A 24,143-nucleotide genomic window follows, 5' to 3' on the forward strand; every position below is an offset into this window, starting at 1 on the left:
AGCGTCATTCATCGATGATAATCTCAGGAGATAGCTCCACGGTAAAAGGTGCAATCCCGGCCGCTTGTTGAGTCGGCTCGAAATCGCCGGCCAAGGCAAGATAAAGGCTAATACGAATGTTAATCAATTCTAGTCGAGCGGAAAGGGTTTCGCGTTGCAAACGTTGCTCGGCCGTGATTGCCGTTAGCACCGAAAGATAGTCAGTGTCTCCGCTGCTGTACTGTTCCAGCAGTTGAGCCGAGGCTTGGCGAGCCAGTTCGACTTGAGTATCGAGGCGTTTCAGGCGTTCAAGTTGATATTTTTCGCGAATCAAACTGTCTTCGACTTCTTGAAAAGCAACCAGCATGGTCTGACCATATTCGGCGAACCGTTGCCGGACCACGGCTGCCGTGCGAGCAACTTCGGCACGACGCTGGCCACCATCGATGAGGGGGGCAATGAGCTGACCTCCGAGCGAGACAAACCAGTCGCGAAAGAGATTTTCTGGCTGTTCGGCGGCGTTCAGCACGGAGCCCGTCAGATTAATGCGTGGATACTGGGTGCTGATGGCAGATGCCAAGTCGCTGTCAGCAGCGAGAAACGCCAAGTAGTCGCGACGTACATCGGGTCGACGCTGCAGCAATTCCGAAGGCAGTCCAGCGTTGGGCAGCGGAGGGGGCGTGGGCAATTCCGCACCCGTCTCAAATGTGGTCGACTGCGGCATCTGACCAAGCAACACCGCCAGACGGTGTTCCAAAACCTCGATTTGAGACTGCACAACCACCTCTTGCTCGAGCGTCGATTCAACGAGTTGTCGTTGACGCAGCACGTCGGCTCCGCGAGTCTCTCCCACCAAGCCGAATCGCGCTTCGGTCAATTTCAGTCCCGTGAGGTTCGTCTCCAGTTGCACGGCGAGCAATTCTAATTGAGCGCGGGCTTCGATTAACGAAAACCAAGTGCGGGCGATGTCGCCTGATAACGTCAAAGCGATCGCGTGATAGTCGGCATCCGTCGCAGCGGTCCGCAATCGTTCCGCTTCAACTCGCGACTGTATTTCACCCCACAAGTCGACCTGATACGAAGCCTCTAAACCCCAGGTGAGTCGACTCGTGTCCTCGCCAGGCCGGAATTCTGTCTGCGTTCTACTCACCCCATCCAGGTCGGGGAATAGGTCGGATGCTTCGCGACGGGTCACGGCGCGGGCTGCTCGTAAACGTTCAAGGGCCACGGCTAACTGAAAATTTCCACCGAATGCCTGTTCGATTTGTGAATTGAGGCCGCGATCCTCGAAAGTTGTCCACCAGCGATCAGGTACTTTTGCTTCTCCGCTGGCTGAAAATGGCGACGGTGGCGGTACGGAAAGAGGCCCCACAACTTCGCGACCCACGCAGCCGGTGAATAGGATCAGCAGCAGCGGTAGTAACAACCACTGTTCACCGCGCGGGCGAGGAGGACCGTCGATAACCATGAGCCGGAGTCAAAATTCCTAATGGATGCAACTTAGAACCAATCCGCAAGCTGTCAGCTGTTAGCTACGCGCAACTGGGATGATGCCACTATCACTCAATATCGGTGCATCCCGCACGATAATCCTTCGGAAACAGCACTGCAGCATGAGAAAGTCGTCAGGGGCCCCACCCATGCTCGGATCTCATGCAGCATCAAGGCAGGGGGCAGTGTTTGCATCCAGCGTTCCCTCACGAATGACTCTCCGCGTTGTAACGAACAGATAAATTTTGCGGCCCGTTTCATTGTCGTTGGCGACGTCCCGGCTCTTCGTAATCGCAAGTGTGTGATGCAAAAAGGCAAACTCAATACTGCACCACATTGCGAACTGCGATGTGCGTAAAATATAAGGGTTACGCAAAACTGAACGCGATTGTCTGATTTCGTTGTGCCCTACCCTGGAGCAAAAAAGTGGTTGACTTGTTACGAGTTAAGCGAGCGGTTGCCCACCGCCACATGTTGGTTGTTTATTTGCTGAGCTCCGCGATCGCCGTGTTCGCTGCTCCGGGGTGGTCATCCGTGGAGGCTGCCGAGGTGCCGCAGTACGTCGTCGAGGAGGGGGCGGTTCGACTGGTCGGGGTCGGGCCGGAGAACCCGATTATCTATGACAATGATTGGTGGTTTGATGTGTTTGATAATAACTATTTATGGTCGCTGGCGAGCATGGGCAAAGCCGACTTGCGAGGCAATGTCGTCTCGCGAGATATGTGGGAATGGGATCAGGGGTATCTCTATTCGTTACAGCAAAGTGTGGAAGACGCTGAAAAGGCGCTCAAGCTGGCTCTTGATTCGGGTTTGAAAAATATCCCCGAGCTGACCATTGGTGCCGAGCACGTGTTGGCACGGCCAGCGAGTGGTAAAATCGATGACACGGTCCCCAAGCCAACGGCGGGCAGCAGACTGATTGTGGCCGAGGCGCTGCGGGCCACGCCTGAAAAACCGCTGCTCGTGATCGCCGGCGGTCCGCTGACAACCGTTGCAAACGCCTTGCTGACCAATCCGGAGATCGCTGCCAACTTAGTGGTCTTCAATTTGATGGTTAGCAGCAATAACTACAACGGCAAGGATGGCTGGTCGGCTTACATTGTTGCCAAGCGGACACGCTATGTGGATTGGGGGGGCGGACAATTCTGGGAACGCGATTCGGTGTTCAAGTCGAATCATTTTGACGTGTTGCCCGATAATCCCTTTACGTTAGATATGAAGCGATTCATCAATACCGAACTTGGTCGCGCCAACCAGTTGGGAGATGGTGCACCATTGGTCTGGCTGAACCGCAACCATTGTTGGCGGAACGCTGAACTGCGTCGCGCAGACTTTGTCGGGAATGCATTAACCTTATCGCCCGTTACAGACCCAGCCCAGGGAGATGTGTTGGTGATCCCCAGGTCGGCAACCGATTTGAACGCTTGCCGACAAGAATTTTTCCGCGTTCTCACCACCGCCGAATTGTTTCCGCGGGATTAAGCTAACGGGCCACCGATTCTTACACGCCGGCCGAGACCACGCTGCTGCTGCGTCCGACATCGCCCAGCGTTTGCTTTGCCAAACGACGGCGGAAGCGTAGATGTCGGCGTCGGGTCAGCTCCACCAGCGGCCACCAGACGCGAGCGGTGAGTTGGTATTTAATTAACAAGTGCCAAAAGCGATTCGAGCGTTTGTATAAATAAGACATCGCCAGATAAGCTGGAACCGCTCGCCAGTCGCGAGGACGGCGTCGCCAGATCGACGCGGTCGAGAACAAGCGGCGGTAACAGGTTTGATAGCCTTCCGCTAATTGCTCGGGGGTCAAGTGACGTGGACGGAAAACGACGTGGGCCGTGTCGTAGCGACTCCAGTCCTGATGCAGCAGTCTGCCTTCCGCCTCCATCTGGCGAAACAACGGGGTGCCCGGGTAGGGTGTCATGATATGGAAGGTAGCACATTCCAAACGGTTCTCTTCAATCCACTGGACCGTTCTCGCAAAGACATCTTCACGGTCATGGTCGAACCCGAGCACGAAGCTGCCGTTGACTTGAATGCCATTGCGGTGCAGTAACTCGACACGTCGGGCGTAATCTTCCGTTCGCGGACTCTTCTTTTTGGCGTCATCAATGTTGTCGTTCTGCAGCGATTCAAAACCGATGAATACGCCCGTGCAGCCAGCCAACGCCATTTCTCGAACAAGTGATGGATCGTCCGTGACATCGATGCTGACTGCCGCACTCCAAATTTTTTCAAGCGGCCGCAGCGCTTGACAAAGCTCTCTTAGGTACTCAGGCTTCGAGCCCAAGTTGTTATCGGTAAACACGGCGTAAGGTTGGCCATCTCGTTGAAATTCATCGGCAATTTGTTGCACATCGCGCATCAAGTAGGGCATGTGGAGGTTTTTGGTGGAAAGATAACAAAAACCACATCGGTTGTGGCAGCCGCGAGTGGCGATCAAACTTGTGGTTGTAAGATAACCGTTGCGTTTCAATAGATCGCGTCTTGGCGGTGGGTCATCGCGATAGGGGCGTTTGAAATCGGCGTGGTATGTTCCTTGCAGCCGACCGGCGTCAATATCTTCCAAAATCTGTCCCCATAGTTGAACGCCATCGCCAATCGCCAAGACGTCTGCGTGGGCGGCAACTTCGTCGGGACAGGAGATCGCGTGAAGGCCGCCGAGAACGACAATCACTCCGCGGTCGCGGTACCATTTTGCTAATTCATAGGCACGATTGGCAAAAGTTAAATGCACGGTAATACCAACCACAGCCGGCAGCGGATCGCTGGGAGGTGGTCCTTGCAGTAGATTCTCATCCCAATAGGCGACTTGCCAGTGTGGCGGCGTGCTGGCCGCAATACTGGTCAAAGCCAGCGAGGGCGTTAACACATGTTTGCCAAAACTGGCGTGGGGATCTTTGGGATAGAATGGATTAATTAGTAACGCATGTTGGAGTTGAACCGGACCAACGGTGCTGTTCGCATCAAGTCGCGGAGCGACTCGCATGTCGCGCGGTAGCCAATATTTTCCCATAATCGCACTTTTGAGGTTGAGGGTAATGCAATGGAAATGGTGGCGAGAGGCTACGGCCATGATGCCTGAAACCTGACGTCTGAAATACCTAAGTTCGGTAGGCCCAATGTTGAGCTTGCGGTTTGATGCTGTGTTTCGCCCGGGCAATTTTTTTCAGTTCCGTATGCACGCTGTTGATCGTCTCGTCGAGCGTCGAAGTGCCGGCTGTCAAACCCACCGTGGCGAAATCGGCGAACCAGTCTGATTGCAGTTCAGCGGCCGAAGCGACTTGCACCGCCGGGACGTTGTGCTGTTGGCAGAGTTCCGTTAGGCGGCGGGTGTTGTTCGAGTTATGTCCGCCGACAACGACCACCGCGTCGACTTGTGGAAGCAGTTCGAGCATTGCTTGTTGGCGGCGTTTTGTCGGGTGACAGACCGTGTCGACGAAGCGAATATCAGAATCTGGGTTGTGTTGGCGAATGCTGGCGCAGATTGCTGCGACCGTCTCGCTGGGCATGGTGGTTTGGCAAATAATCCCCAGACGAGCTCGCTGATAAGACCGCACGTCGGCGGCGCTGGGGACCACGTCGCAATGCTGAAGATCCTCGGTAATGCCGAGGACTTCGACATGACCGGGCTTGCCAATCAACAACACGTGACGCCCCTCAGCCGCCAGCGTCAGGGCCGCATCGTGGACGCGGCGGACCAGAGGGCACGTCGTGTCAATGAACTGTTTACCAGCGGATTGCAGGCGAGACCGTTCCGCATTGCTGATGCCATGCGCCGTGATCAGCACCAGCGGAGTTGTCGGCAGTGCTTCACGTTGGTGTTCGGCAACTTGTGCAAATCCGGCGTCGCTCAACTGCTCGATTACTTTAGGGTTGTGAACCAGTTCGCCGTGAATCGTCACTGCTGTGGGGTTGGAAACTTCGCTGGCAAGCTGCAACGCGTCGCGAACGCCGAAGCACATGCCCATCTCGGTGGCTCGAATGATCTTCATGTTTTTCCTCGACTGGCGTGTCGTTTTCTGTTGAAATTAACTTTGCGATGCAAAGTAAAAGGATAAAAAAAGAGCCCGTTTAGGCTGGCGACCAACCACCGGAGAGTTTTGCTTGGTTGGTTTGCGAGCTCTGTTGCACTTTAGAGTGCGTATCGGCCACGACCTTCTCCAACACGCTGATGTACTCTGCAAAACGTTCGCGCCCGATCGCGGTGAGGCGGACCATAGTTTGCGGGCGAGAGCTATTAGTCGCTTTCCATATTTCGATCAGGCCGGCTTCGCTGAGCACGCCCAAGTGTCGGCTGAGGTTGCCATCGGTGAGGCTGCAGAGTTGTTTGAGATCATTAAACAGAACACCATCAGCGTTCGCTGACAGCGACGCCAAAATTCCCAAGCGGGCTTTTTCGTGGATGACTCGATCGAGCCCATGGTAGGAGAATCTGCCGGCCGGATTTGAGCTGCCAGCTGGTGGTGGGGATTGATTGGGTTTCGCCCTACGTGGCATGTCGTCTCTCCAAAGTCCAATATAGGATTGCGGCGCACAGCAGTTGTCCACCTCCGAAGGTGATCGCCATTTGCCAAGCGGAAAAGGCGTAATCGCCCTGCCCCCATCGCAAGCATCCGCAGCCGCAGGCCACGTAGTAGAGCCCTGCCCAAATCACCAGCGATGGTAGCAAGCGATAGGAAGCAAAGATTCCCAGACCAAACATGAGTGCCCATAGGCCGGGCAGCATCCAAGCGACATGTGGCGCGAATCTGGCGATGCAGATGGTCAGCAGCCCGCCGACAATCAAACAGGGAGCGAATTGTTCAACCGCTAAGCGGGTCATGTCGCGGGCCAGTCCGGAGCCAGCGTTTCTAGCTCGTAAATATAATTCGGTACCGCACACCAAGGTGCTGATCGCGGCCACGCCGATCCATAGCACTAAATAGCGATTGAGATCGGTTGCTGGTGCTGGCACCCAGAGCGACTGCAGGGAAGCAGCCAGCAGCCCTAAGGCTCCGGAAAAACCGACGGTCAGCGACCGATAGCCGCGAAAGACTTCGCTGCGAGCCATCTGCTGTCGAATTTCGGAAATCTGCTGGAGCGCGTCGCGAAGCTCCATTGTTTACTCTCCGGGGAAAATGCCTCACGCTTTCACTTTGTCATGCAAAGTAAACGAGTGTGAAACAAAAGTCAAGCGATAAGCGAATCGATGGAAGAAAAAAGACCAGGCGGTCGCAAGCAATGTTTACAGCTCGAATGCCTTTACCACGCGCCGAGTTGGCTAGGCCGCCAGTTTGTTTTTTCGTTTCAGGCGGCGAATACCGCGCCGCGAGCTGACGTCGAAGAACTTTACGAATCGCTTACCCGCGGCGGTGTGGGATAATTCGTGCGCGAGTTCGATGGATCGCTCGAAGGAAATTCCTGAGCGATAGATAACTTTCAGCAAGGCTTTTAGTTCTTCTCGCTCTTGGCTGGAGACGCCCGCCCGCATCAAGCCCACGGTGTTTAGACCGGCGATCTCTCCCACGTGATTCGTCATGGCAAAGGGTGGGATATCCTGTGCGATCATGGCCACGGCGCCGACCATTGCCAGTTCGCCGACGCGAACGAATTGATGAATGGCCGTGTTGCCGGAGATGATCGCCTTTTCACCCACTTGCACGTGTCCACCGAGCAGCGCGCCGCTGATCAAGGTGACTTCAGCGGCGAGGTGGCAATCATGGGCGACGTGGGAATTGGTCATCAGGTAACAGTCGTCACCAATCACGGTCGCTTCGCCAGCCAAGCAGGCGCGGTGCACCGTTGCTCCCTCGCGTACGACGCAGCGATCGCCAATTTGGCAATACGAAACTTCACCGGTGAACTTGTGGTCTTGAGGAGTGTCACCAATCACGGCGTGGGCGTGAATGGTGCAGTCTTCCCCAACGGTGGTGTGTCCCAGGACGACAGCTGAGGGGCCGATGCGGGTATTTGCACCAATTCGTACTGGACCATCAATTGTGGCATGTGGTCCGACTTGGCAGCTCGCATCAACTTGGGCGTCGGGCGAGATATATGCCGTGGGGTGAATTGTCACAATAAATTGCTCGGGACGAAAAAACAGCGTTTTAGAACAACGTTTGACACGGGGTCTCGCCCAAGCCGATTGCTTTGTTACGAGCTGAGGACCCACTTTGTCGAATCATCAACGGTGGGTCAAGATCGATTGCCGCTGACAAAACAGGGCTCCCCGGCAAGCAACGAATTAGAAAAAGTCGAGATTTGAGGAGTTGACGCCAATTTAGCTCAGGCACGGTGCCAGCACGGTGCTAGTTCACTGCATTCGTCGTGATGGTCTAGTCGTATGTTTGATGTCGGTGCAGAACGTCAGTGCTTGGAGAACGCTCAGCCATTGAGATTGGTGGTTGGCGAAAGCGGTGACAAAACGGCTTTTGGTGTTTTCCGCAGCGGGGACGAGGTGAGCGGCACGTTCCGCTAGCTCGGTGTTGGGCGGAACTTGTTCGCCGTCACTGTACCTGAGGTAATACTTGGTATCTTCTAGCATTTGCATACTGGCGTGCCACAGTCGGTTGGTGGCCTCAGAGCCGGCGCCTTTGTTACCACCCTGGAGCTCTTCGATCGCTTTGAATGCGGAGGCAACCTCCAAGCAGAAGCGGAGAATGGTGGGCATGGAGTAGCGTGGTTCGTTGAAGCGGAAATAATAGAGCACTGGATAGAAATGATGGGACTCTAGTAGTTCAGCCATCTGCTCGGCAAGCTTATTGAGATCTTGGCTGACTAGAGATCGGTCCTGTTCGGCCAGATAGGCTTCTAAGTAAAGCAGGCTATCGCCTGTGCGAGATGTCCGGTAGTAGATATTGTCGGCAAATTGGTTACGTCTTGAAAGCGTCGAGTAGACCGACATCACGTAGGTTAGCACCAACGTAAAGAAGCTGAATCCCAAACCGGAAGCGGAAATGGTCAGCAGCCGAATTATTTGGGTTTGTGGGACCAGATCCCCCATACCCAAAGTAGTCAGCGTAAAGCCGGCGTAGTAGACGGCATCCCAAAAGCCAGTCGGTGTGGGCAGGTCTCCGGAACTCTTAATACCAACGCCCAGTTCGGGCCAGACAATCAAACTGACCCCCGTCAACAACAAGGTTGCCCATCCCAAGACTTGAGTAACGACCGTCACGGGGCCGATGAAAACGGACACACGCTGCAAGTCCAATGGCCATGAGTGGCTAAGATGGTAAAAACCGCGATTGATCATCGCCGTTACGGGCCCGCGAACCGCTCGCGGATGCAGCACTGCCATGAATGTTTCCCAGACCCCGAGGCCGAGCAGCAGCATGCCGAGAATAGTCATCAACCAAGTTTCCACGATCTCTCCAGTTGCATGCCCGCATTGCCTTCAAGCTTCCAAGAATGATAGTCAGAAGTGGAGCGTGATCACACCCCCGCCGGCAAACGCTGGCCAGCGACCAGGAAAGATTTCGTAAGTCCATTGCAAGAATCGCACATTGGCTGTCTGAGTCGGCTGTGAATTGGTGATCGGATTGCCGATAACACGAGCGACTAGAGCTTTGAGGAGTTTCTCAATTTCTTCTGAATATGAGCCTGGCGACGCGATTTAAATGCCAATCCACGTATCGCCCCAACATGCTGGTGAATGCGTATTCGGCTGCCCACGATGAGTGTCAGTGGCTGTTTGATTTGAAGGTTCCCGCGGACGCGGATCGGTATGTCCTCGATAACTTGGACGACGAAGACCTTCCGCCCGACCTTGAAGAAGTTGACTCATTTCAGCGTTCAGTGATTGCTCCTCTTTTTTATCTCCCTTGTTGCAACCAAAACCTAACCCCACAAAAAGACTCGCTCCCTTCGCTCCCGGGGCTGGTCTTGGAAAAATCACATTCCGCACCCAAAACCTCATTAAGGTCAGTTTGGGGGGGAAGGGCTGGGGATGCATGGCCCGCAATGTGCCGCCCTGAGTTGCCCGCGAATGAGCGCGAATTGGAATCTCTGTGGTGGCCACGGTTTTTGTTTTCAGCCGAACGCGTGGTGTGCAAGGGAACGGTGGCTAGCGCCGAAGCCGCTAACGGGATGATCCGTTTCGTAAGTCTGCGACCAGCGTAACGACGCTGCGAGGCGGCAGTGAGCACTCAGCTTGTACGAAGGATTCGGCGAGCGAGCCGACAGCATCAGTCGTGTAGCTTGCGAAACCGCTGATTTTGCTGGTGCCCGGCAAGTTGTGGATGTTGGGTTTGACTGCTATTGCTGCTTCGCTGGCATTGATCATTACCACCACCAAACGCTTGCCGTCGGGACTTTTGTAAGCGGATGCCATCAAGCCTTCGAGGTCGTCGGCGTCTGCTGTGTGAAGGCGATGGTAGCCGGGGCGAATAAAGCGGCTGAAATTTCCGAAAGCCCAGAACAGTTTTGAGGGTTGAATGCTGTCGGGGTCTAGCGTTGGATTGATTTTTATCAAGCCATCTTTGTAGTCGTAGGGAGTTAAAGCGAGCCACCAGTGCCAAGCCGATGCGTTCAGCCGAACAAGGTCCCGATGGATGACTGTGGCAACGTGTAACGCCAGATCCATGTCATCGACGTCAAAGCCGTTTCCCGTAAACGAACGCGCGTTCCCCGCGTCGCCTAGAATGCAGAATTCACTCATCCAGACTTTTGCCCCCGGCGAGGCAGCTTGGATATTTTCCCAGGTTAGATCACGCAGCGCACCCAAGCGGTCTTTCCAGGCGTCAGAGAAATAACCATGCAGCGAAATCTTATTGTGTAAGATTTCTTGCATCTCGGGGTCGCTAAGAAACTGATCAATATAGTTTCGGTAGAGCCCCAAAGCTCTATCATTCATGCCGCCTTTGTAGATGGTTTCATTGAATCGATCCATGTACGGATCTCCGAGGGCCGCGGTGTACTCGACCGCTTCCGTTCCATCGACGTGGACGTGGTCAGCCAGCTTGGCACGGCGGAGCGCGGCTTGCAGCTGGCGATAGACCGTTTTGATATCTTGATTGTTGTAGGGTGAGCCCTCTTGCGTTTGGCCTTGCCAGTCCCAGGTGGGTTCGTTGAGAGGACTGATATAATTGACTGGGACGCCAACCCGGGGGCCGCGCAAATACTCGATTACGGCGACGAGAAATTCGGCGAAATCGTTGCGGCTCTCCGGTTTAAGGTTGCTGGAACCCACTCCTGATCCGTCGCCCGGATGAGTTAAACCATTCTTTGTCGCCCAGGCGGGCGGGCTGTTCACAAAGGCAACCAGATCGGCGACTCCGCGTTGATGAGCCGCTTGCAGAAAGCGAATTTGGCCCCACTGCTTCGTGGGATCGATCGCTGCTCCGGCGGTCGGCATCAATAGTTCCGCACGACGCAGCGGGTCGGGAATGCGGCTGGCTGTCCCCTGTTCCGCGCTGCCGGCTCCGATGTTAAATCGCCAAGCCGAAAGTCCGATCCCTCTTTCTGTGGAGAAAAGATAGTCGGCAAGTCGCTCAATGGCCGCCTCGTTCCCCTGATTGCTCCAGCGGGTGATTGTGGGATTAATCGACCAGGCGTCCGAGGCTCCGAAGTTATCGATCTGTTGATGTTCGACCGCGTAATCGATGATCAGTTGCTGCTGAGCTGGGACCATTTCGGCTGACATCAGGCAGCAGCTCAGGGCAACCCAAACGGTTGGGCAGCGGAGCGAACGCGTCGCCGGGAATATCGATCGAAAAGTCATGAGAGCTGTGCCTGGGGAGCGTAAAAGGGTGAAAGCTACTCCTTATTCTAACTGGACGGTGGAAAATAAACCTCGCCCAGGTTACCTGCTGGTGACGGCCCGACAATTTCGGGTTGCCGAGCTTTGGTGTGGTAGATATCACTCAAGAAATGATTGAATTCGCTCATTTAATGAAAGATATCTCCCAGCGAGGTGCGGTTTCTGCCTTGGCGGGAGATTCGGTGAGTGAAAGAATTTACAGTTGCCAAAGCGAAGGGTTCTAGAACTCTTAATTGGCAGAGGTTGCCTAACTGTTACAGTGTAAGGACTACAGCAGCGTTGGCTGTTGGAACTGGTTTTGTGGAATTCTGGGCGAAGTAGTTTTGGCTCGCCGGAGTTTCGCACGGCACACACCTCAACTCTCTCGATTGATTAGGTTTTTCACCATGAATTGGACTGCTCGTTGTTGTTTGGCTTTACTGTGCGCTGCCATGACTTTGCCCGCCAAAGCGGCTGATGACATTGTTGACACCGCCGTAGGTGCGGGTAGCTTTGGGACTTTGGCTGCTGCTTTAGAAGCAGGTGGCTTGATTGAGACGCTGAAGGGCGAAGGGCCATTCACCGTGTTTGCACCCACCGACGAGGCGTTCGCCAAGTTGCCCGAGGGGACTGTCGCAGACTTGCTCAAGCCAGAGAACAAGGCGAAGCTTGTTGAAATTCTGACCTACCACGTAGTACCTGGCAAAGTGATGGCCAGTGACGTCGTCACTTTGGAATCGGCCGACACGGTCGCTGGCAAGCCAGTGAAGATCTCGGTCAACGAAGGCACCGTATCGATCAATGACTCGACCGTCGTGAAGACGGACATTGAAGCATCCAACGGCGTGATCCACGTGATCGATTCCGTTTTGTTGCCACCGAGTGATGCACCCGCGGCCGCCGGGAGCGTGATTGAGCCGATCGCTGCGGCACCCGTGATGAGTGCGCCGATGGTTGTCGGCAGCGGATGCGTTGGATGTGGCGAATCGATCAGCTATCCTATGGGCGGCAGCGTCGTCATCGGCGGCATCGTCAACGGCGGCATCGTCAGTGGTGGCGGTTGCTGTGGTACTCCCGTGATTACCGAGAGTTGCTGTGCACCCGTGGTCGAGTGTGCTCAGCCGCGCCGCCGCATCTTCGGTTTTTTCCGTCGCGGTTGCCGCTAGGTTAGCAGGTAAAAGTCAAATCGGTTTATCAGCCGCAGTGGGTTAGTAGACGGTCTCAAAGAGCCGGTTGCTAACTCGTTGCGGCTTTTTTTGTTGCGCAACGAACCTGCTTGCTGTGGCAAGGTGGTCAGCGGGCAAATCGCTGGCGATGGGGCGGCTCGCATGCCAGGCTAGTTGTTAACTGGAACGAGCAAAGGTTCCCAGCGTTTGATGCGGCTGAGCATGAAATCGACTGATCTGATGAGCTCGAAGCGGCTGAATCGTTTGACGAAAAAGTCACTGGCGCCGGCGGCGCACGATTCACGCAGCGCATCGGGGCTTTCATTTCCGGTGATCACCAAGACTTGGATTAATGGTTCCCAATTCTTCAGCCAATTGAGCAATCGGATGCCGTCAATTTCGCCCATGTATAAATCGGTAATCACCACATCGATCAGTTCGCTGCGGATAACTTCTTCGGCAGCGATCGCGTTGCTGGCGTGAAAGCGCAACACTGACTCGCCGTAATGTGATTCGATAAGTTGGTCGATCAGCCGAATGATGGCGGGATCGTCATCTACGATCAATACGCTGCCGATGGTCGCCGCTGAGTTGGGATCGAGTTGATTCATGATGTGCTCCACGGACCATCAATTTCATTGCACAACTATGCAACCATTTTGATGACTAAATTATCATTGGGCGACCGCCGTCACCTGCTGATGAAGCTTAGCTTATGGTGTTCCGCGAGGAGGCTGTTTGTCAATTTGGTAAGCTGCTTTTTACCGTCTGGGCTACGTCGCTTCATCATCTGGGTGGGGATTGTGGCGAACAACATTTACGTTGGTCGCCAGATCATCTCTCAACCGTTGGGAGACCGGATCGATCTTTGCTTTGCGAGTGCCCGTGAGCGACTCCATCATGGCGGGGTCGATTCTGCCCAGATGGCAGACTGGTTCGCCGGGGCTGACCGCTGGTAGGGTGGTCATGCCGATGACTACGCCGTCGAAGGGTGAAATGATCACGTTTCGCTCGGCACCCAGCAGGCTGGTGCAGGTTGCCAGGGGTTCTCCGCGGGCCACGATGTGCCCCGGCGAGGTGTGGAACTGGAGAAAGCCGCCACGATCAGCGCGGGTCCATTTTGTGCGCTCGATGATCACTTGCAGCGGTGGACGCTCCGGCACGGCATCGAGCATTCCGAGATCGGCGAGCACATTCTTGACGCCGCGATGGGCGACGCTGATCACCCCTGGTTCGACCTTCCAGACTTCGCCCGCTTCGAGAATGATGGTGGGGATGGAATTGCGAGTTGCTTCGCGGCGGAGCGAACCGCGGGGCCCTTTGGCTGAGATGATCCATTGGCAACCGAAGCTTTTCGCTAAGCGTGCCACACCTTCGTTTGATAAATCTCCCCGCACGTTGGGATAATTTGTGCGACGCACCGCTGCGGTATGCAGGTCGATACCGAAATCACAGCGGCGGACAATCTCATCAAAGACGGTGCGCGCCATGCGACTGGAGAGGCTGCCGGTGCGGGAACCTGGGAAGCAACGATTGAGATCGCGGCGGTCGGGCAGATAGCGGCTGTGTCGATCAAAACCGAGCACATTGATGACGGGAACCAGCAGCATCAGCCCCGCTTTCAGTTGCATGCTGGGATCGGTGATAAGATCGCGAATGGCACCGGTACCATTGATTTCGTTACCATGCAACGCGGCGGTGAGAAATAATCTCGGCCCCGCGTCGTGTCCGCGTTTGACGGCGATTGGAATTCGCACCGGCGTGCCGCTGAAGCTTTCCGAGCCGAGCAAGCGGAAATGGCGAGTTTCGCCCGGTGGGACACGATCGGCAATGCCTTCTAATGAACTTAGGGTCTCAACCGCACCGACCATGGTGACGATGCTCCTTAAACAATAAAGGGTGATGCCACGAGGGCAAGTATCAGGAAATGTTTGCCAGCAGGTTTATGTGTTATCGCAACGATATTCAAAGCGTTCGATTGCGGTTGCCGAGCCGCTGGCGGGGTCGACGGTAATGAGCGCTCCGCATAATCGCACATCCTCGGTGGCGACATAGAAATGGGTGGGTTCGAATGAGATTGTGGTTTGCAAAACGCGGTCGAAGTTGCGGCCAATCACCGAATGATAAGGTCCAGACATGCCGACATCAGTTTGAAAGGCCGTGCCGCCGGGAAGGATGCAAGCATCCGCCGTGGGCACGTGGGTGTGGGTTCCCAGCACGGCTGAAACGCGGCCATCGAGATAGCGTCCGATCAGTTGTTTGTCGCTGGTCGCTTCGGCATGAATATCACACAATATGACCCGAATCTCCGCGGGCATTTCCGCCAAAACCCGATCGGCCGCCGCGAAGGGGCAATCTACCGGACGCATGTAGACGCGGCCCAACAAACTGATGACGGCTACTTCGACTCCGTTAGCCGCGGTGAATGAAGTCCAGTCGTGGCCGGCCGCAGTGGCTGGATAATTGGCCGGTTTAACGATCCTGCGATCCTGCCGCAGGATGTCTTTGATTTCATCACGACGGTAAATGTGGTCTCCCATGGTTAAACAATCGACACCAGCATCCATCAGTTTGCCGAATTGACGTTTGGTCAAACCGGAGCCGTCAGCGGCGTTTTCCGCGTTAACCACGACGGCTTGCAGATTCAGTTCACCGCGGAGGCGAGGCAGGTGCTCGGCAATCGCTTGCAATCCAGGTTTCCCCACGCAGTCTCCCAGGAATAGCAGGTTCACAAGCGTCCTTTATCGAGTCGATCCACAAACACAAATTAGCGGAGAAGGAAAGGTTGTCCTAGCGAGCTGTTTCGACATAGCGACTTTCGCGCACCACCGTGACTTTGATTTCCCCGGGGTAAGTTAATTGTTGCTCAAACGCTTTGGCGATTTCCCGACAGATTTTCGCCGCTTTGGCATCATCGGTTTGTTTGGCGTTCGCGATTACGCGAAGCTCCCGGCCAGCTTGAATTGCGAACGCTTGTTCGACACCATCAAATCCATTGGCGATTGATTCGAGCTCTTCCATCCGTTTGATATAACGCTCGAGCGATTCGCGACGAGCTCCCGGACGGCTGGCGCTGACCGCATCGGCGGTGGCAACCAACATCGTGTAAGGGTACTCCGTGACGATCTCGTCATGATGCCCCAGGGCCGCGTGGATTACCTCGGGGGGAGCACCGCTGCGTCGCAACAAGTCGGCGCCGATTTTGGGGTGGCCTCCTTCGAGTTCGTGATCGGCTGCTTTGCCAATGTCATGTAGCAATCCGCACTGCCGAGCCAAATCACCATCCAGGCCGATCATCTCGGCCAACATGCCCGAGATGAATGCCACTTCGACGCTGTGCCGCAGCACGTTTTGGCTGTAGCTGGTGCGAAAATGCAGTCGACCAAGCATTTGCACAACCCGGTCGTGCAGCCCGCCCACGTTGACTTCCTCGGCCGCTTCCTGGCCTTTGTGTTTGAGAAAGCCCTCGATCTCTTTGCCGGTTTGCGCGACGACTTCTTCGATCCGCGAGGGATGAATGCGACCGTCACTGATCAGCGAATCGAGTGCTTGGCGTGCGATCTCGCGGCGGACTGGATCAAATCCACTGACGATCACCACGCCGGGGGTATCATCGATAATCACATCGACACCGGTCGCTTTCTCGAAAGTGCGAATGTTACGACCTTCGCGGCCAATGATCCGGCCTTTCATGTCGTCGTTGGGAATGTCGACCGTGCTGGTCGTCGACTCGGCCGTGTGAGCCGCGGCGTAGCGTTGGATCGCGGTCAGCAAGATCTCGCGAGCTTTGGCGTCAGCCGTTTCACTCATTTGTCGCTGACGACGGAGAATGACCGTCCCCATTTCTTGCTCCAGCTCCGACTCCAGGGAGCGCATCAAGCGGTTGGCAGCTTCATCGCTGCTAAGTCCGCTGAGTTGTTGCAAGGTTTGTTTTTGTTGTTCGATCAGAGCCGTCATCTCGGTCGAGCGACTGTTGTAGGTCTCGATCTGAGCGGCCAACCGGCGTTGCGTGTTCTCCACGCCCCGCTCTTGCTTGCGGAGATCTTCCGCCTGCTGTCGCAGCGTGTCCTCGGTACGTTCCAGCTTCAGCTCGCGTTTTTGCAAAGCGGCCTTCGTCGCGTGGACCTCCTGTTCCATTTCGGTTCGTTGTTTGAGCAAATCCTCTTTGGCTTTGATCGAAGCGTTTCGTAATTCGCTGTCAGCTTTTTCTTTGGCTTGCGCGATCAGCTCTTCAACTCGCGTTTTGGCATCCCGGCCCCGCAGGACGTCGACCCATTTGAGAATTCCGAACATGCCCCCGGCACCCACCAACAGGGATACCAGGGCCACGATCAGTGTTTGTGCGGTAATCATGGTGCGATCCAAGCATCAAGGGGATCAGCATCACGCCATGGGCCTTGCGTCGTCGTTTCGCCACCATCGTGACGAACGGTTGTCCCGACAGACTTAGTTTTCCGGTGCTTCCAACGACCGACGAGAACGACCTGGCGTTTCGCCTGACACCGACCGATGGCACGCAGGCAATGGCTGCGAACATCAGTAAACACCAATAGATGACGGTCAAAGTCAGCATGCGCCTTGGGTCCAAGCCAAAGGTCAGTCACAAGAAAACTACATCCGCCTGGATGTTCGGATTTTCACCGCAACACGTTCACGACGGCGCTCGGCAGCCCGGGTGGTGTCTGTTACTTTTAAAATTCAGAACGGAAAAAATCACCGCTGCTCTTGCCCGACCAACGTAAAACTAGCCAACAAGTAGACCGGCGGTGAGGGTTGTGCCGGAAAGAGATGAGATCTTTTTAAGAATCTAAGCCGCTACCCGGCCTTTGCAGCCTAAATGTAGCAAACACGCCACGCTGGGGAAAGCGGGACCCGGGTAAACGTCGACTGCAACAAGCCTCTTATTCCCCGTTCACTCACCCCATTTCATGATGCCAAACCCCACTCCGCAGCCCCACAAGTTGTTGGTGCAGATCGCCAATCAGGTTGGTCAAAACTGGGCGCCGGCCAATTTTTTGCCGCTAACCACGCTGGTCGCAGTCAGCGGCGGGGCCGACAGCATCGCTCTGCTGAGACTGCTGCATTACTTTTATCGCCCGCAATATTTTTCTCACCGAGAAGAATTTCCGCCCAGCAATAGCAGCGTTTCTGAGGCGAATCGGGCGGCCGAGCGATCAGTTGGTGATTTGCGCAGGCTGGGCGATTTGCGGGGTGATTTCAAGGGCGAGTTGGTGGTGGCTCACTGGAATCATCGGCTCCGCGGGTACGCTTCGGAGCTCGATCAACAGTTCATCGAAGCGACTTGCCAGCGCCTCGGGCTCCGCTGCGTTGTCGGGCAGGCGGCGGGCGTCGGGCAGGCAGCCGGTGTCGGGCAGGCAGTGGGCGCTGGTGGTCAAGTATCCGAAGAGTCGCTGCGGCACCAGCGATATGATTTTTTGGAGCAAACAGCCCATGCCCTGGGGGCTCGTTACGTGGCTGTGGCCCACACTGCTGACGATACGATTGAGACCGTGTTGCACCAGCTTTTTCGCGGCACCGGACCGGCGGGCTTGGCCGGGATCCCAATGTTCCGCGGTCTCGGAGCTGAGGCTGTGATCGCACGACCGCTGCTGGGGGTGCGGCGAGCCGAGCTGCGCAAGCTGCTAGAAGCGATCGGCCAGCCTTGGCGTCACGACCAGAGCAACGACATTTCGCACTGGAGTCGCAATTGGATTCGCAACGAATTGTTGCCCACGATCACCAGTCGTTATCCGCACGCGGAAGCGGCAATTTTGCGAGCCGTGACTGCCCAAGCGGCTGTGGTCGATGATTTGAAGCAGCGGGGTGCGGAATTGGCTGAGGTGTTGTTTTTGCCGACCGCGGATGACCAGCGGCTGGAGATTCGCTGGCCAGCCGACAGCCAGCCGACATCGAGCGTGTTGGTGATTGCGTTGGCGAATGCCTGGGATCAACGTGGCTGGGCTCGTGGCGGAATGACCCAGCAGCACTGGGATAAGTTGGTGCGGATGATCACGCCTGCGAGCTCGCCGCGGTCCCCAGCGTCGCCACTAGAGACGCCACTCGAGTCGTTGAATTTGCCTGGAAATTTGCGAGCGAAGCGGCGGGGTGAGGGGTTGGTGGTAGTCGAACGCTTACGTCGCGATTAAGCTAATGGAGTTGAGCGATTCTGGTCGCTGCAACTCCCCCCTCTTTACCCACCTTTCCACTATCCCACAGCATTTTGATCATGACTTGCCGATTTATTATCGCCTCGCTGCTGTCGATTTGCTTTCTCTTGTTGCCAGTTTCACTTGGTCAAAGTGGCTCTCTCGGGTTCGCTCAAGAGCCGCCGGCTGAGGAGGCCAAGCCGGCTGAAGAACCGGCGCCAGAACCGGCGCCAGAACCGGCGCCAGAACCGGCCAAACTGGTTCCCGATCCGGCCCTGGAGGCGGCTTTGCGAGCCGAGGTGTACGCCAAGCGAAACAATACGGAACCGCTGACGATCGACGATTTGAAAGATATTTCACGGGTCGAAGCGATTGGCAAAGGGATTGAAGATTTGACCGGACTGGAGCATTGTGTGTCGTTGCGTCTGATCCGCCTCTCTGACAACAAGATCAGCGACTTGACGCCGATCGCCGGCTTGGAGCGGCTGATGAGCATTGAATTTGAGAACAACCAGATCCAAGACATTGCCCCGTTGGCCAAATTGGCTGGAATTCAGCTGCTGAACTTGGGGGGGAACCAAGTGAAGAGCTTGGCTGCCTTGGAGCAGATGACCAACATGCGTTCATTGTGGTTAGCCAACAACCAGCTGGAGAGTTTGGCACCGATCGCCGGGTTGAGCAAAATCGGCTCGCTCGATGTGGCTGGCAATTCGCTGGAGGATGGCCAGTTGGAACCGATCGGCAGGCTGGGCTGGTTGACCCATTTGGATCTCGATCGCAATCAAATTACTTCGCTCGAAGCACTGCGACCGCTGAAAAAGCTGAGCATGATCTTGGCGCGTGAAAATAAGATTCAGGATCTCACGCCGCTGGTGGAAATGTGCCGTGCGGACGTGGAGGGTGAAAAGCGATTTGCGCCATATCTTGAGTTGTATTTGCGAGGTAATCCGCTCAGTCAAGAAGCGTTAGGTGCGCAGCTCGACCAACTCCGCTCCTGCGGCGTCGATGTTTTGCTGAAGTAAGCGTTCTGCCCAATTGGTTGTTCTGCCCCGCGGTGGCCTGCTGGCCTGCAGTTGGGCTGGGCGGCTCATTTTGGCGAAAAAGTCGCACTCAGGCTGTCCACAGCGGCGTGGCGTCATTGACGCTGTGCCGTAGGCATTCTACATTCGCCGCTTTCGAGGCTACTGTAATTGCGTGCGCGCGAAGATTTTGCGCGCCAACCGACTCGCTTCGATGTGAAGTTTGCTGTGAGAGCCGCTCGTAACCGCAGGGGTTGGGCGGGCAAGACGATTGTTCAGCTCCGATTGTTCAGCCACCTTTGTTCAGCGACGTTCGCGTCGCGGGCCGGGTCTTTGCTGACGAATCTTTGCTGGGGCATGCGTCGCCGCACGGCAGCCACCCACTAACCGCACATTTAATTGGATACCGAGGGAAGATTTATGGCAAAGACAGCCCGTCGCAAGACTGCCGCCGGACAAGCGGCCGCCAAGACTGACAAGATGGTTTATTATTTCGGCCAGACGAAGACCGAAGGCCGTGGGCTTGGCAAACCGTTGTTGGGCGGCAAGGGAATCAATTTGGCCGAGATGACCTCGATTGGTCTGCCGGTCCCTCCTGGTTTCACGATTACCACCGAGGTTTGTGACAAGTATTATAAGGCCGGCAAGAAATTGCCTCAGGGCTTGATGAACGAAGTCCACGTGGCGGTTGCCATGTTGGAAAAGGAGCTGGGCAAAAAGTTTGGTGACGATACCAATCCTTTGCTGTTCTCCGTTCGCTCCGGGGCGGCCGTCAGCATGCCCGGGATGATGAACACGATTCTTAACTTGGGGCTAACTGACGTCTCCACTGAGGGTTTGGCAAAAGCGACCTCCAATCCACGCTTTGCCTATGACGCTTATCGTCGTTTGATCAACATGTTTGGCGACGTGGTGATGGGCATGGATCACCATCAATTTGAGGCAGCTTTCGACAAGATCAAGAAGAAGTACAACGTCGAATTAGACACCGACGTACCTGCCGAAGGTCTGATCGAGCTTTGCGCCGCTTACAAGGAAGTCTATCGCAAGCACACTGGCGAGGAGTTTCCTCAGGACCCGACCAAGCAGCTGCAGCTTTCGATCGAAGCGGTCTTCCAGTCGTGGAACACGCATCGTGCGGTTCGCTATCGCGAGATCGAAGGTATCCGTGGATTGCTCGGCACGGCCGTCAACGTCCAGAGCATGGTCTATGGCAACATGGGCGATGACTCGGGAACTGGCGTGGCCTTCACGCGGAACCCGAACACGGGCGAGAATAAGTTTTTCGGCGAGTTCCTCATCAACGCTCAGGGCGAAGACGTGGTAGCCGGAATCCGCACGCCCCTGCCGGTCGCCGAAATGCCCAAGTGGAACAAGGCAGTTCATAAAGAACTGTTGGCGATCAAGGACAAGCTGGAAACTCACTTCAAGGAAATGCAGGACATCGAGTTCACGATTGAGCGTGGCAAGTTGTTCATGCTGCAAACGCGAACTGGCAAGCGAACGGGAGTCGCGGCGGTCAAGATTGCCGTTGAGATGGTCAAAGAGAAGTTGATTGACGAGAAGACAGCAGTGCTTCGCGTACCGGCTAACGATTTGACTCAACTGTTGTTGCCGAGCTTTAAGACGACCGCTCGCAACGCTGCGGAAACGCTGGCCACCGGCTTGCCCGCCTCCCCCGGAGCGGCTGTTGGTAAGTTGGCGTTTACCGCCGAAGAGGCCAAAGAGCGTGCCGAAGCTGGCGAAAAAGTTTTGTTGGTGCGGAAGGAAACCAGTCCTGAAGATGTTGACGGCATGCACGCCGCGGCTGGGATTTTGACCAGCACCGGTGGGATGACCAGTCACGCCGCGGTTGTCGCGCGGGGTTGGGGCAAGTGCTGCGTGGCGGGTGCTGGCGAAGTTCAGATCAACGCTAAGGCAAAAAAGATTACCGTCGGTGGCAAGACGTATGGTGTCAAAGACACGATCAGTCTCGATGGCACGACCGGTGAAGTCATGCTCGGCGCCGTGGAAACTCAAGAACCTGCATTGGCTGGCGATTTCCGTCAATTGATGCTGTGGGCTGACAAGTTCCGCACGTTGCGAGTTCGCACCAACGCTGACACGCCGGCCGACAGCAAGCGGGCGCGTGAGTTTGGTGCCGAAGGTATCGGGCTTTGCCGCACCGAGCACATGTTCTTCGATGCAGATCGCATTGGGTTCATGCGAGCAATGATTCTGGCGACCACCGAAGAGGATCGCCGCGCAGCGCTGAAGCACTTGCTGCCTTTCCAACGCAAGGACTTTGAAGGCATCTTCCGGGCGATGAAGGGCCTGCCCGTGACCATCCGCTTGCTCGATCCTCCGTTGCACGAATTCCTTCCCAACGATGCGAAGTCGCAGAAAGAAATGGCTGACCAGTTGGGGCTTAAGCCCGCTGAGGTCAAGGCGCGTGCTGAGCAACTGCACGAGTCCAACCCGATGCTTGGTCACCGTGGTTGCCGGCTCAGCGTGACGTATCCAGAAATCTTGGAAATGCAGGTTCAGGCGATTGTCGAAGCGGCCATCTCTTGCACCAAGAAGGGCATCGGCGCGGAGCCCGAGATCATGATTCCGCTGGTCGGCACGGCTGCCGAATTGAAAATGCTGCGGGCCAAGGTCGAAGAGAAGATTGCTTCGGTCAAGGAAGCCAAGAAGTTTACCGACAAGTTGCCGATCTCGATCGGGACGATGATCGAAATTCCCCGCGCGGCATTGACGGCCGATCAAGTCGCCGAATTCGCCGACTTCTTCAGCTTCGGGACCAACGACCTCACGCAAATGACTTTTGGTTACAGCCGTGATGACGTCAACACCTTCCTACCGGACTACCTCAAGCACGACGTGCTCGAGGTCGACCCATTCCAGTCGATTGACGTTACCGGCGTCGGGCAATTGGTCGAGATGGCCGTTGCCAAGGGACGTAGCGTCAAGCAGAAATTGAAGTGCGGCATTTGCGGCGAGCATGGCGGTGATCCCAAATCGATCATGTTCTGCCACACCGTTGGTTTGGACTACGTCAGCTGCAGCCCCTTCCGGGTGCCGATCGCCCGCTTGGCGGCCGCTCAAGCTGCCTTGACCAAGTAATCCGCCACGGTAAAAATTGTTTCAGTCGGCTGGCTATACTCCCCTGGTGAGTACTTTGGCTGGCCGGCTCCACAGTCAAAATATCAGGGGACGATATCGATGATGTCGTCCCCTGTTCGTTTTTAATCCACCACTTGCTCGGAACTGAACATGAATGACCCGCATGCAGCCTACAACGAAGCTGAAAAATTCATCGACGCAGAGCAGAACGAAGAAGCGCTCGATGCGTTGCTGAAAATCGTCGCAGAAGACGACAGTTTCGTGCTGGGGCATCTCGCTTTGGCCCGCGTCTACACCAAGCTTGGCGAACATCTCAAGGCGGTCGAGCATAGCAAGCGGGCCTGCGAACTTGAGCCCGAAGAATCTTTTAACTACACGGCGATGAGCGTCACTTGCCAAAAAGCATGGGCTGGGACCCAGGATAAGATGTATATTCAAATGGCTGAGGATGCGATGGCCCAAGCGCACGCGTTGCAAGGCCGGTAAGCCGGTTCAAGTCACCGAAAATACGTCTACCATTTTGGGGCCGCCCGACAATTTCGCCGTCCCGGGTTCGCTTCCCAACCAACCCGCCAGCGTTATGAACGATAGCGACGGTCGGAGATTATACCCCGTATCAGACGCAATCGTTGCCTGACGTCACCGTTTGCTAAAAAGGACCGCCCGCTGATGGGCTTTTTAGGCCAGCGGGTTTTTAGGCCGGCGGGCGGCGGAGTAACAAATTCATTAGTGGCGGGGCTAGGCGATCTCCGTAGACCAATGCTTTACCGCCCCAGCTGAGGATCACCTCGGCTCGCCTGGCCAAGATTGCCGCCAACGCTGCGCGGGCCACGCGACGCGCTGACCAACTGCCGAAGGCTCTCGAGTTGAATCCATCGTCGGTATCGATCACAGCCTCCAGAAATTCGCTCTGCGTGGTGCTGGGGCTGACCAGGGTTACTTGAATCCCATCTGTGACCAACTCTGCCCGCAGCGCATCGGACCAACCATGCAAGGCGAACTTGCTGGCGCAGTACTCACTTTTGTTGGGTACGGCACGGTGTCCCAGCACGCTGCCCACGTTACACAACACGGCGTCACGTCCTTGGCGAAGCAGCGGAATCGCCAGTCGCGTTAATTCAGCCGGGGCAAAAAAATTGACCTCCATGACACGTCGCAGGCGTTCCGGGGTGGCTTCGGCGAATGGTCCCAACGCGCCGACCCCCGCGTTGTTGACGAGGAGATCAAGTTTGCTCTCGCCCAAGTCTCTAGCGCAGGCAATGACCCCGCAGCGGATTTCATGGTCTGTAATATCGCCGGCAAAACTGACGATACGCCCGGGACTGTCTCGCGATTTTTCCAGCAAACCTTGGAGTCTCGATTCGCGACGGGCGACGGCGACCACGTTCGCACCCCGTTGAGCCAGCATCAATGCCAACTCATATCCAATCCCACTCGATGCTCCCGTGACGATAGCAGTGGCACCATTCGGTTCCCAACGCGTCATATCGTTTGCCCGTAACGTTTGCTGTGCGTGAAATTA

The 24,143-nt window shown here is 55.8% G+C and carries 18 protein-coding genes and 1 pseudogene; 6 read left to right on the plus strand and 13 right to left on the minus strand.

The genetic code is table 11. The features are described from left to right. Nucleotides 1–4: 4 nt before the first annotated feature. A complete protein-coding gene (locus SH139x_RS11650; RefSeq protein ID WP_488355384.1) occupies nucleotides 5–1,447 on the minus strand; it encodes a TolC family protein in 1,443 nt (480 codons plus the stop codon). A 449-nt stretch (nucleotides 1,448–1,896) separates the two neighbouring features. Here SH139x_RS11650 and SH139x_RS11655 point away from each other — a divergent pair, with 449 nt between their 5' ends. Then, on the plus strand, nucleotides 1,897–2,952 hold the full coding sequence (locus SH139x_RS11655; protein ID WP_488355385.1) for a hypothetical protein: 1,056 nt from the start codon (nucleotides 1,897–1,899) through the stop codon (nucleotides 2,950–2,952). Nucleotides 2,953–2,971: 19 nt separating this feature from the next. On the opposite strand, the gene SH139x_RS11660 is transcribed toward SH139x_RS11655, so the two are convergent. The 7 genes from SH139x_RS11660 to SH139x_RS11690 form a co-directional block, all read right to left on the minus strand. Then, nucleotides 2,972–4,543, minus strand: coding sequence for a B12-binding domain-containing radical SAM protein (locus tag SH139x_RS11660; RefSeq protein WP_488355386.1), 1,572 nt, complete (start codon nucleotides 4,541–4,543; stop codon nucleotides 2,972–2,974). Nucleotides 4,544–4,571: 28 nt separating this feature from the next. Next, on the minus strand, nucleotides 4,572–5,462 hold the full coding sequence (gene ispH, locus SH139x_RS11665; RefSeq protein ID WP_488355387.1) for a 4-hydroxy-3-methylbut-2-enyl diphosphate reductase: 891 nt from the start codon (nucleotides 5,460–5,462) through the stop codon (nucleotides 4,572–4,574). Between the two features lie 79 nt (nucleotides 5,463–5,541). Next, on the minus strand, nucleotides 5,542–5,967 hold the full coding sequence (locus tag SH139x_RS11670) for a transcriptional regulator (protein WP_488355388.1): 426 nt from the start codon (nucleotides 5,965–5,967) through the stop codon (nucleotides 5,542–5,544). Beyond that, nucleotides 5,957–6,568, minus strand: a complete 612-nt coding sequence (locus SH139x_RS11675) for a hypothetical protein (RefSeq protein ID WP_488355389.1) — start codon at nucleotides 6,566–6,568, stop codon at nucleotides 5,957–5,959. Before SH139x_RS11675 ends, SH139x_RS11670 begins: the two co-directional genes overlap by 11 nt. Nucleotides 6,569–6,730: 162 nt before the next feature. Continuing rightward, nucleotides 6,731–7,525 carry an acyl-ACP--UDP-N-acetylglucosamine O-acyltransferase gene (gene lpxA, locus SH139x_RS11680; RefSeq protein WP_488355390.1) on the minus strand — a complete coding sequence of 265 codons (795 nt, stop codon included), beginning with the start codon at nucleotides 7,523–7,525 and terminating at the stop codon, nucleotides 6,731–6,733. Between the two features lie 237 nt (nucleotides 7,526–7,762). Beyond that, entirely contained in the window at nucleotides 7,763–8,797 is a 1,035-nt protein-coding gene (locus tag SH139x_RS11685) for a potassium channel family protein (protein ID WP_488355391.1), read from the minus strand. Nucleotides 8,798–9,526: 729 nt separating this feature from the next. Beyond that, nucleotides 9,527–11,089: a glycoside hydrolase gene (locus SH139x_RS11690; protein WP_488355392.1), complete on the minus strand. Its 1,563-nt coding sequence runs from the start codon at nucleotides 11,087–11,089 to the stop codon at nucleotides 9,527–9,529. 548 nt (nucleotides 11,090–11,637) lie between these two features. Between SH139x_RS11690 and SH139x_RS11695 the strand changes: the two are divergent. Continuing rightward, nucleotides 11,638–12,063, plus strand: a pseudogene (locus SH139x_RS11695) (fasciclin domain-containing protein); the annotation flags it as partial. A gap of 458 nt (nucleotides 12,064–12,521) precedes the next feature. Here SH139x_RS11695 and SH139x_RS11700 read toward each other — a convergent pair. The 4 genes from SH139x_RS11700 to rny all read right to left on the minus strand — a co-directional run bounded on the left by SH139x_RS11700 (nucleotide 12,522) and on the right by rny (nucleotide 16,704). Further along, nucleotides 12,522–12,962 (minus strand): response regulator, encoded by a 441-nt coding sequence (locus SH139x_RS11700; protein ID WP_488355393.1) that lies wholly within the window; start codon nucleotides 12,960–12,962, stop codon nucleotides 12,522–12,524. 162 nt (nucleotides 12,963–13,124) lie between these two features. Beyond that, nucleotides 13,125–14,222: a succinylglutamate desuccinylase/aspartoacylase family protein gene (locus tag SH139x_RS11705; RefSeq protein ID WP_488355394.1), complete on the minus strand. Its 1,098-nt coding sequence runs from the start codon at nucleotides 14,220–14,222 to the stop codon at nucleotides 13,125–13,127. A 72-nt stretch (nucleotides 14,223–14,294) separates the two neighbouring features. Continuing rightward, nucleotides 14,295–15,083 carry a TIGR00282 family metallophosphoesterase gene (locus tag SH139x_RS11710; RefSeq protein WP_488355395.1) on the minus strand — a complete coding sequence of 263 codons (789 nt, stop codon included), beginning with the start codon at nucleotides 15,081–15,083 and terminating at the stop codon, nucleotides 14,295–14,297. A 58-nt stretch (nucleotides 15,084–15,141) separates the two neighbouring features. Then, on the minus strand, nucleotides 15,142–16,704 hold the full coding sequence (rny, locus tag SH139x_RS11715) for a ribonuclease Y (protein WP_488355396.1): 1,563 nt from the start codon (nucleotides 16,702–16,704) through the stop codon (nucleotides 15,142–15,144). Between the two features lie 575 nt (nucleotides 16,705–17,279). Between rny and tilS the strand changes: the two genes are divergently transcribed. The 4 genes from tilS (at nucleotide 17,280) to SH139x_RS11735 (ending at nucleotide 23,107) form a co-directional block, all read left to right on the plus strand. Beyond that, nucleotides 17,280–18,497: a tRNA lysidine(34) synthetase TilS gene (gene tilS / locus SH139x_RS11720; protein ID WP_488355397.1), complete on the plus strand. Its 1,218-nt coding sequence runs from the start codon at nucleotides 17,280–17,282 to the stop codon at nucleotides 18,495–18,497. 80 nt (nucleotides 18,498–18,577) lie between these two features. After that, nucleotides 18,578–19,519, plus strand: a complete 942-nt coding sequence (locus SH139x_RS11725) for a leucine-rich repeat domain-containing protein (protein WP_488355398.1) — start codon at nucleotides 18,578–18,580, stop codon at nucleotides 19,517–19,519. Nucleotides 19,520–19,936: 417 nt separating this feature from the next. Next, nucleotides 19,937–22,621, plus strand: a complete 2,685-nt coding sequence (ppdK, locus tag SH139x_RS11730) for a pyruvate, phosphate dikinase (protein WP_488355399.1) — start codon at nucleotides 19,937–19,939, stop codon at nucleotides 22,619–22,621. A 150-nt stretch (nucleotides 22,622–22,771) separates the two neighbouring features. Further along, nucleotides 22,772–23,107, plus strand: coding sequence for a tetratricopeptide repeat protein (locus SH139x_RS11735; protein WP_488355400.1), 336 nt, complete (start codon nucleotides 22,772–22,774; stop codon nucleotides 23,105–23,107). Nucleotides 23,108–23,315: 208 nt separating this feature from the next. Here SH139x_RS11735 and SH139x_RS11740 read toward each other — a convergent pair whose 3' ends face one another. Next, on the minus strand, nucleotides 23,316–24,107 hold the full coding sequence (locus tag SH139x_RS11740) for an SDR family NAD(P)-dependent oxidoreductase (protein ID WP_488355401.1): 792 nt from the start codon (nucleotides 24,105–24,107) through the stop codon (nucleotides 23,316–23,318). Between the last annotated feature and the right edge of the window lie 36 nt (nucleotides 24,108–24,143).

Source organism: Kothea flammea (genome assembly GCF_052161645.1).
GTDB lineage: Bacteria > Planctomycetota > Planctomycetia > Pirellulales > Pirellulaceae > Laterigemmans.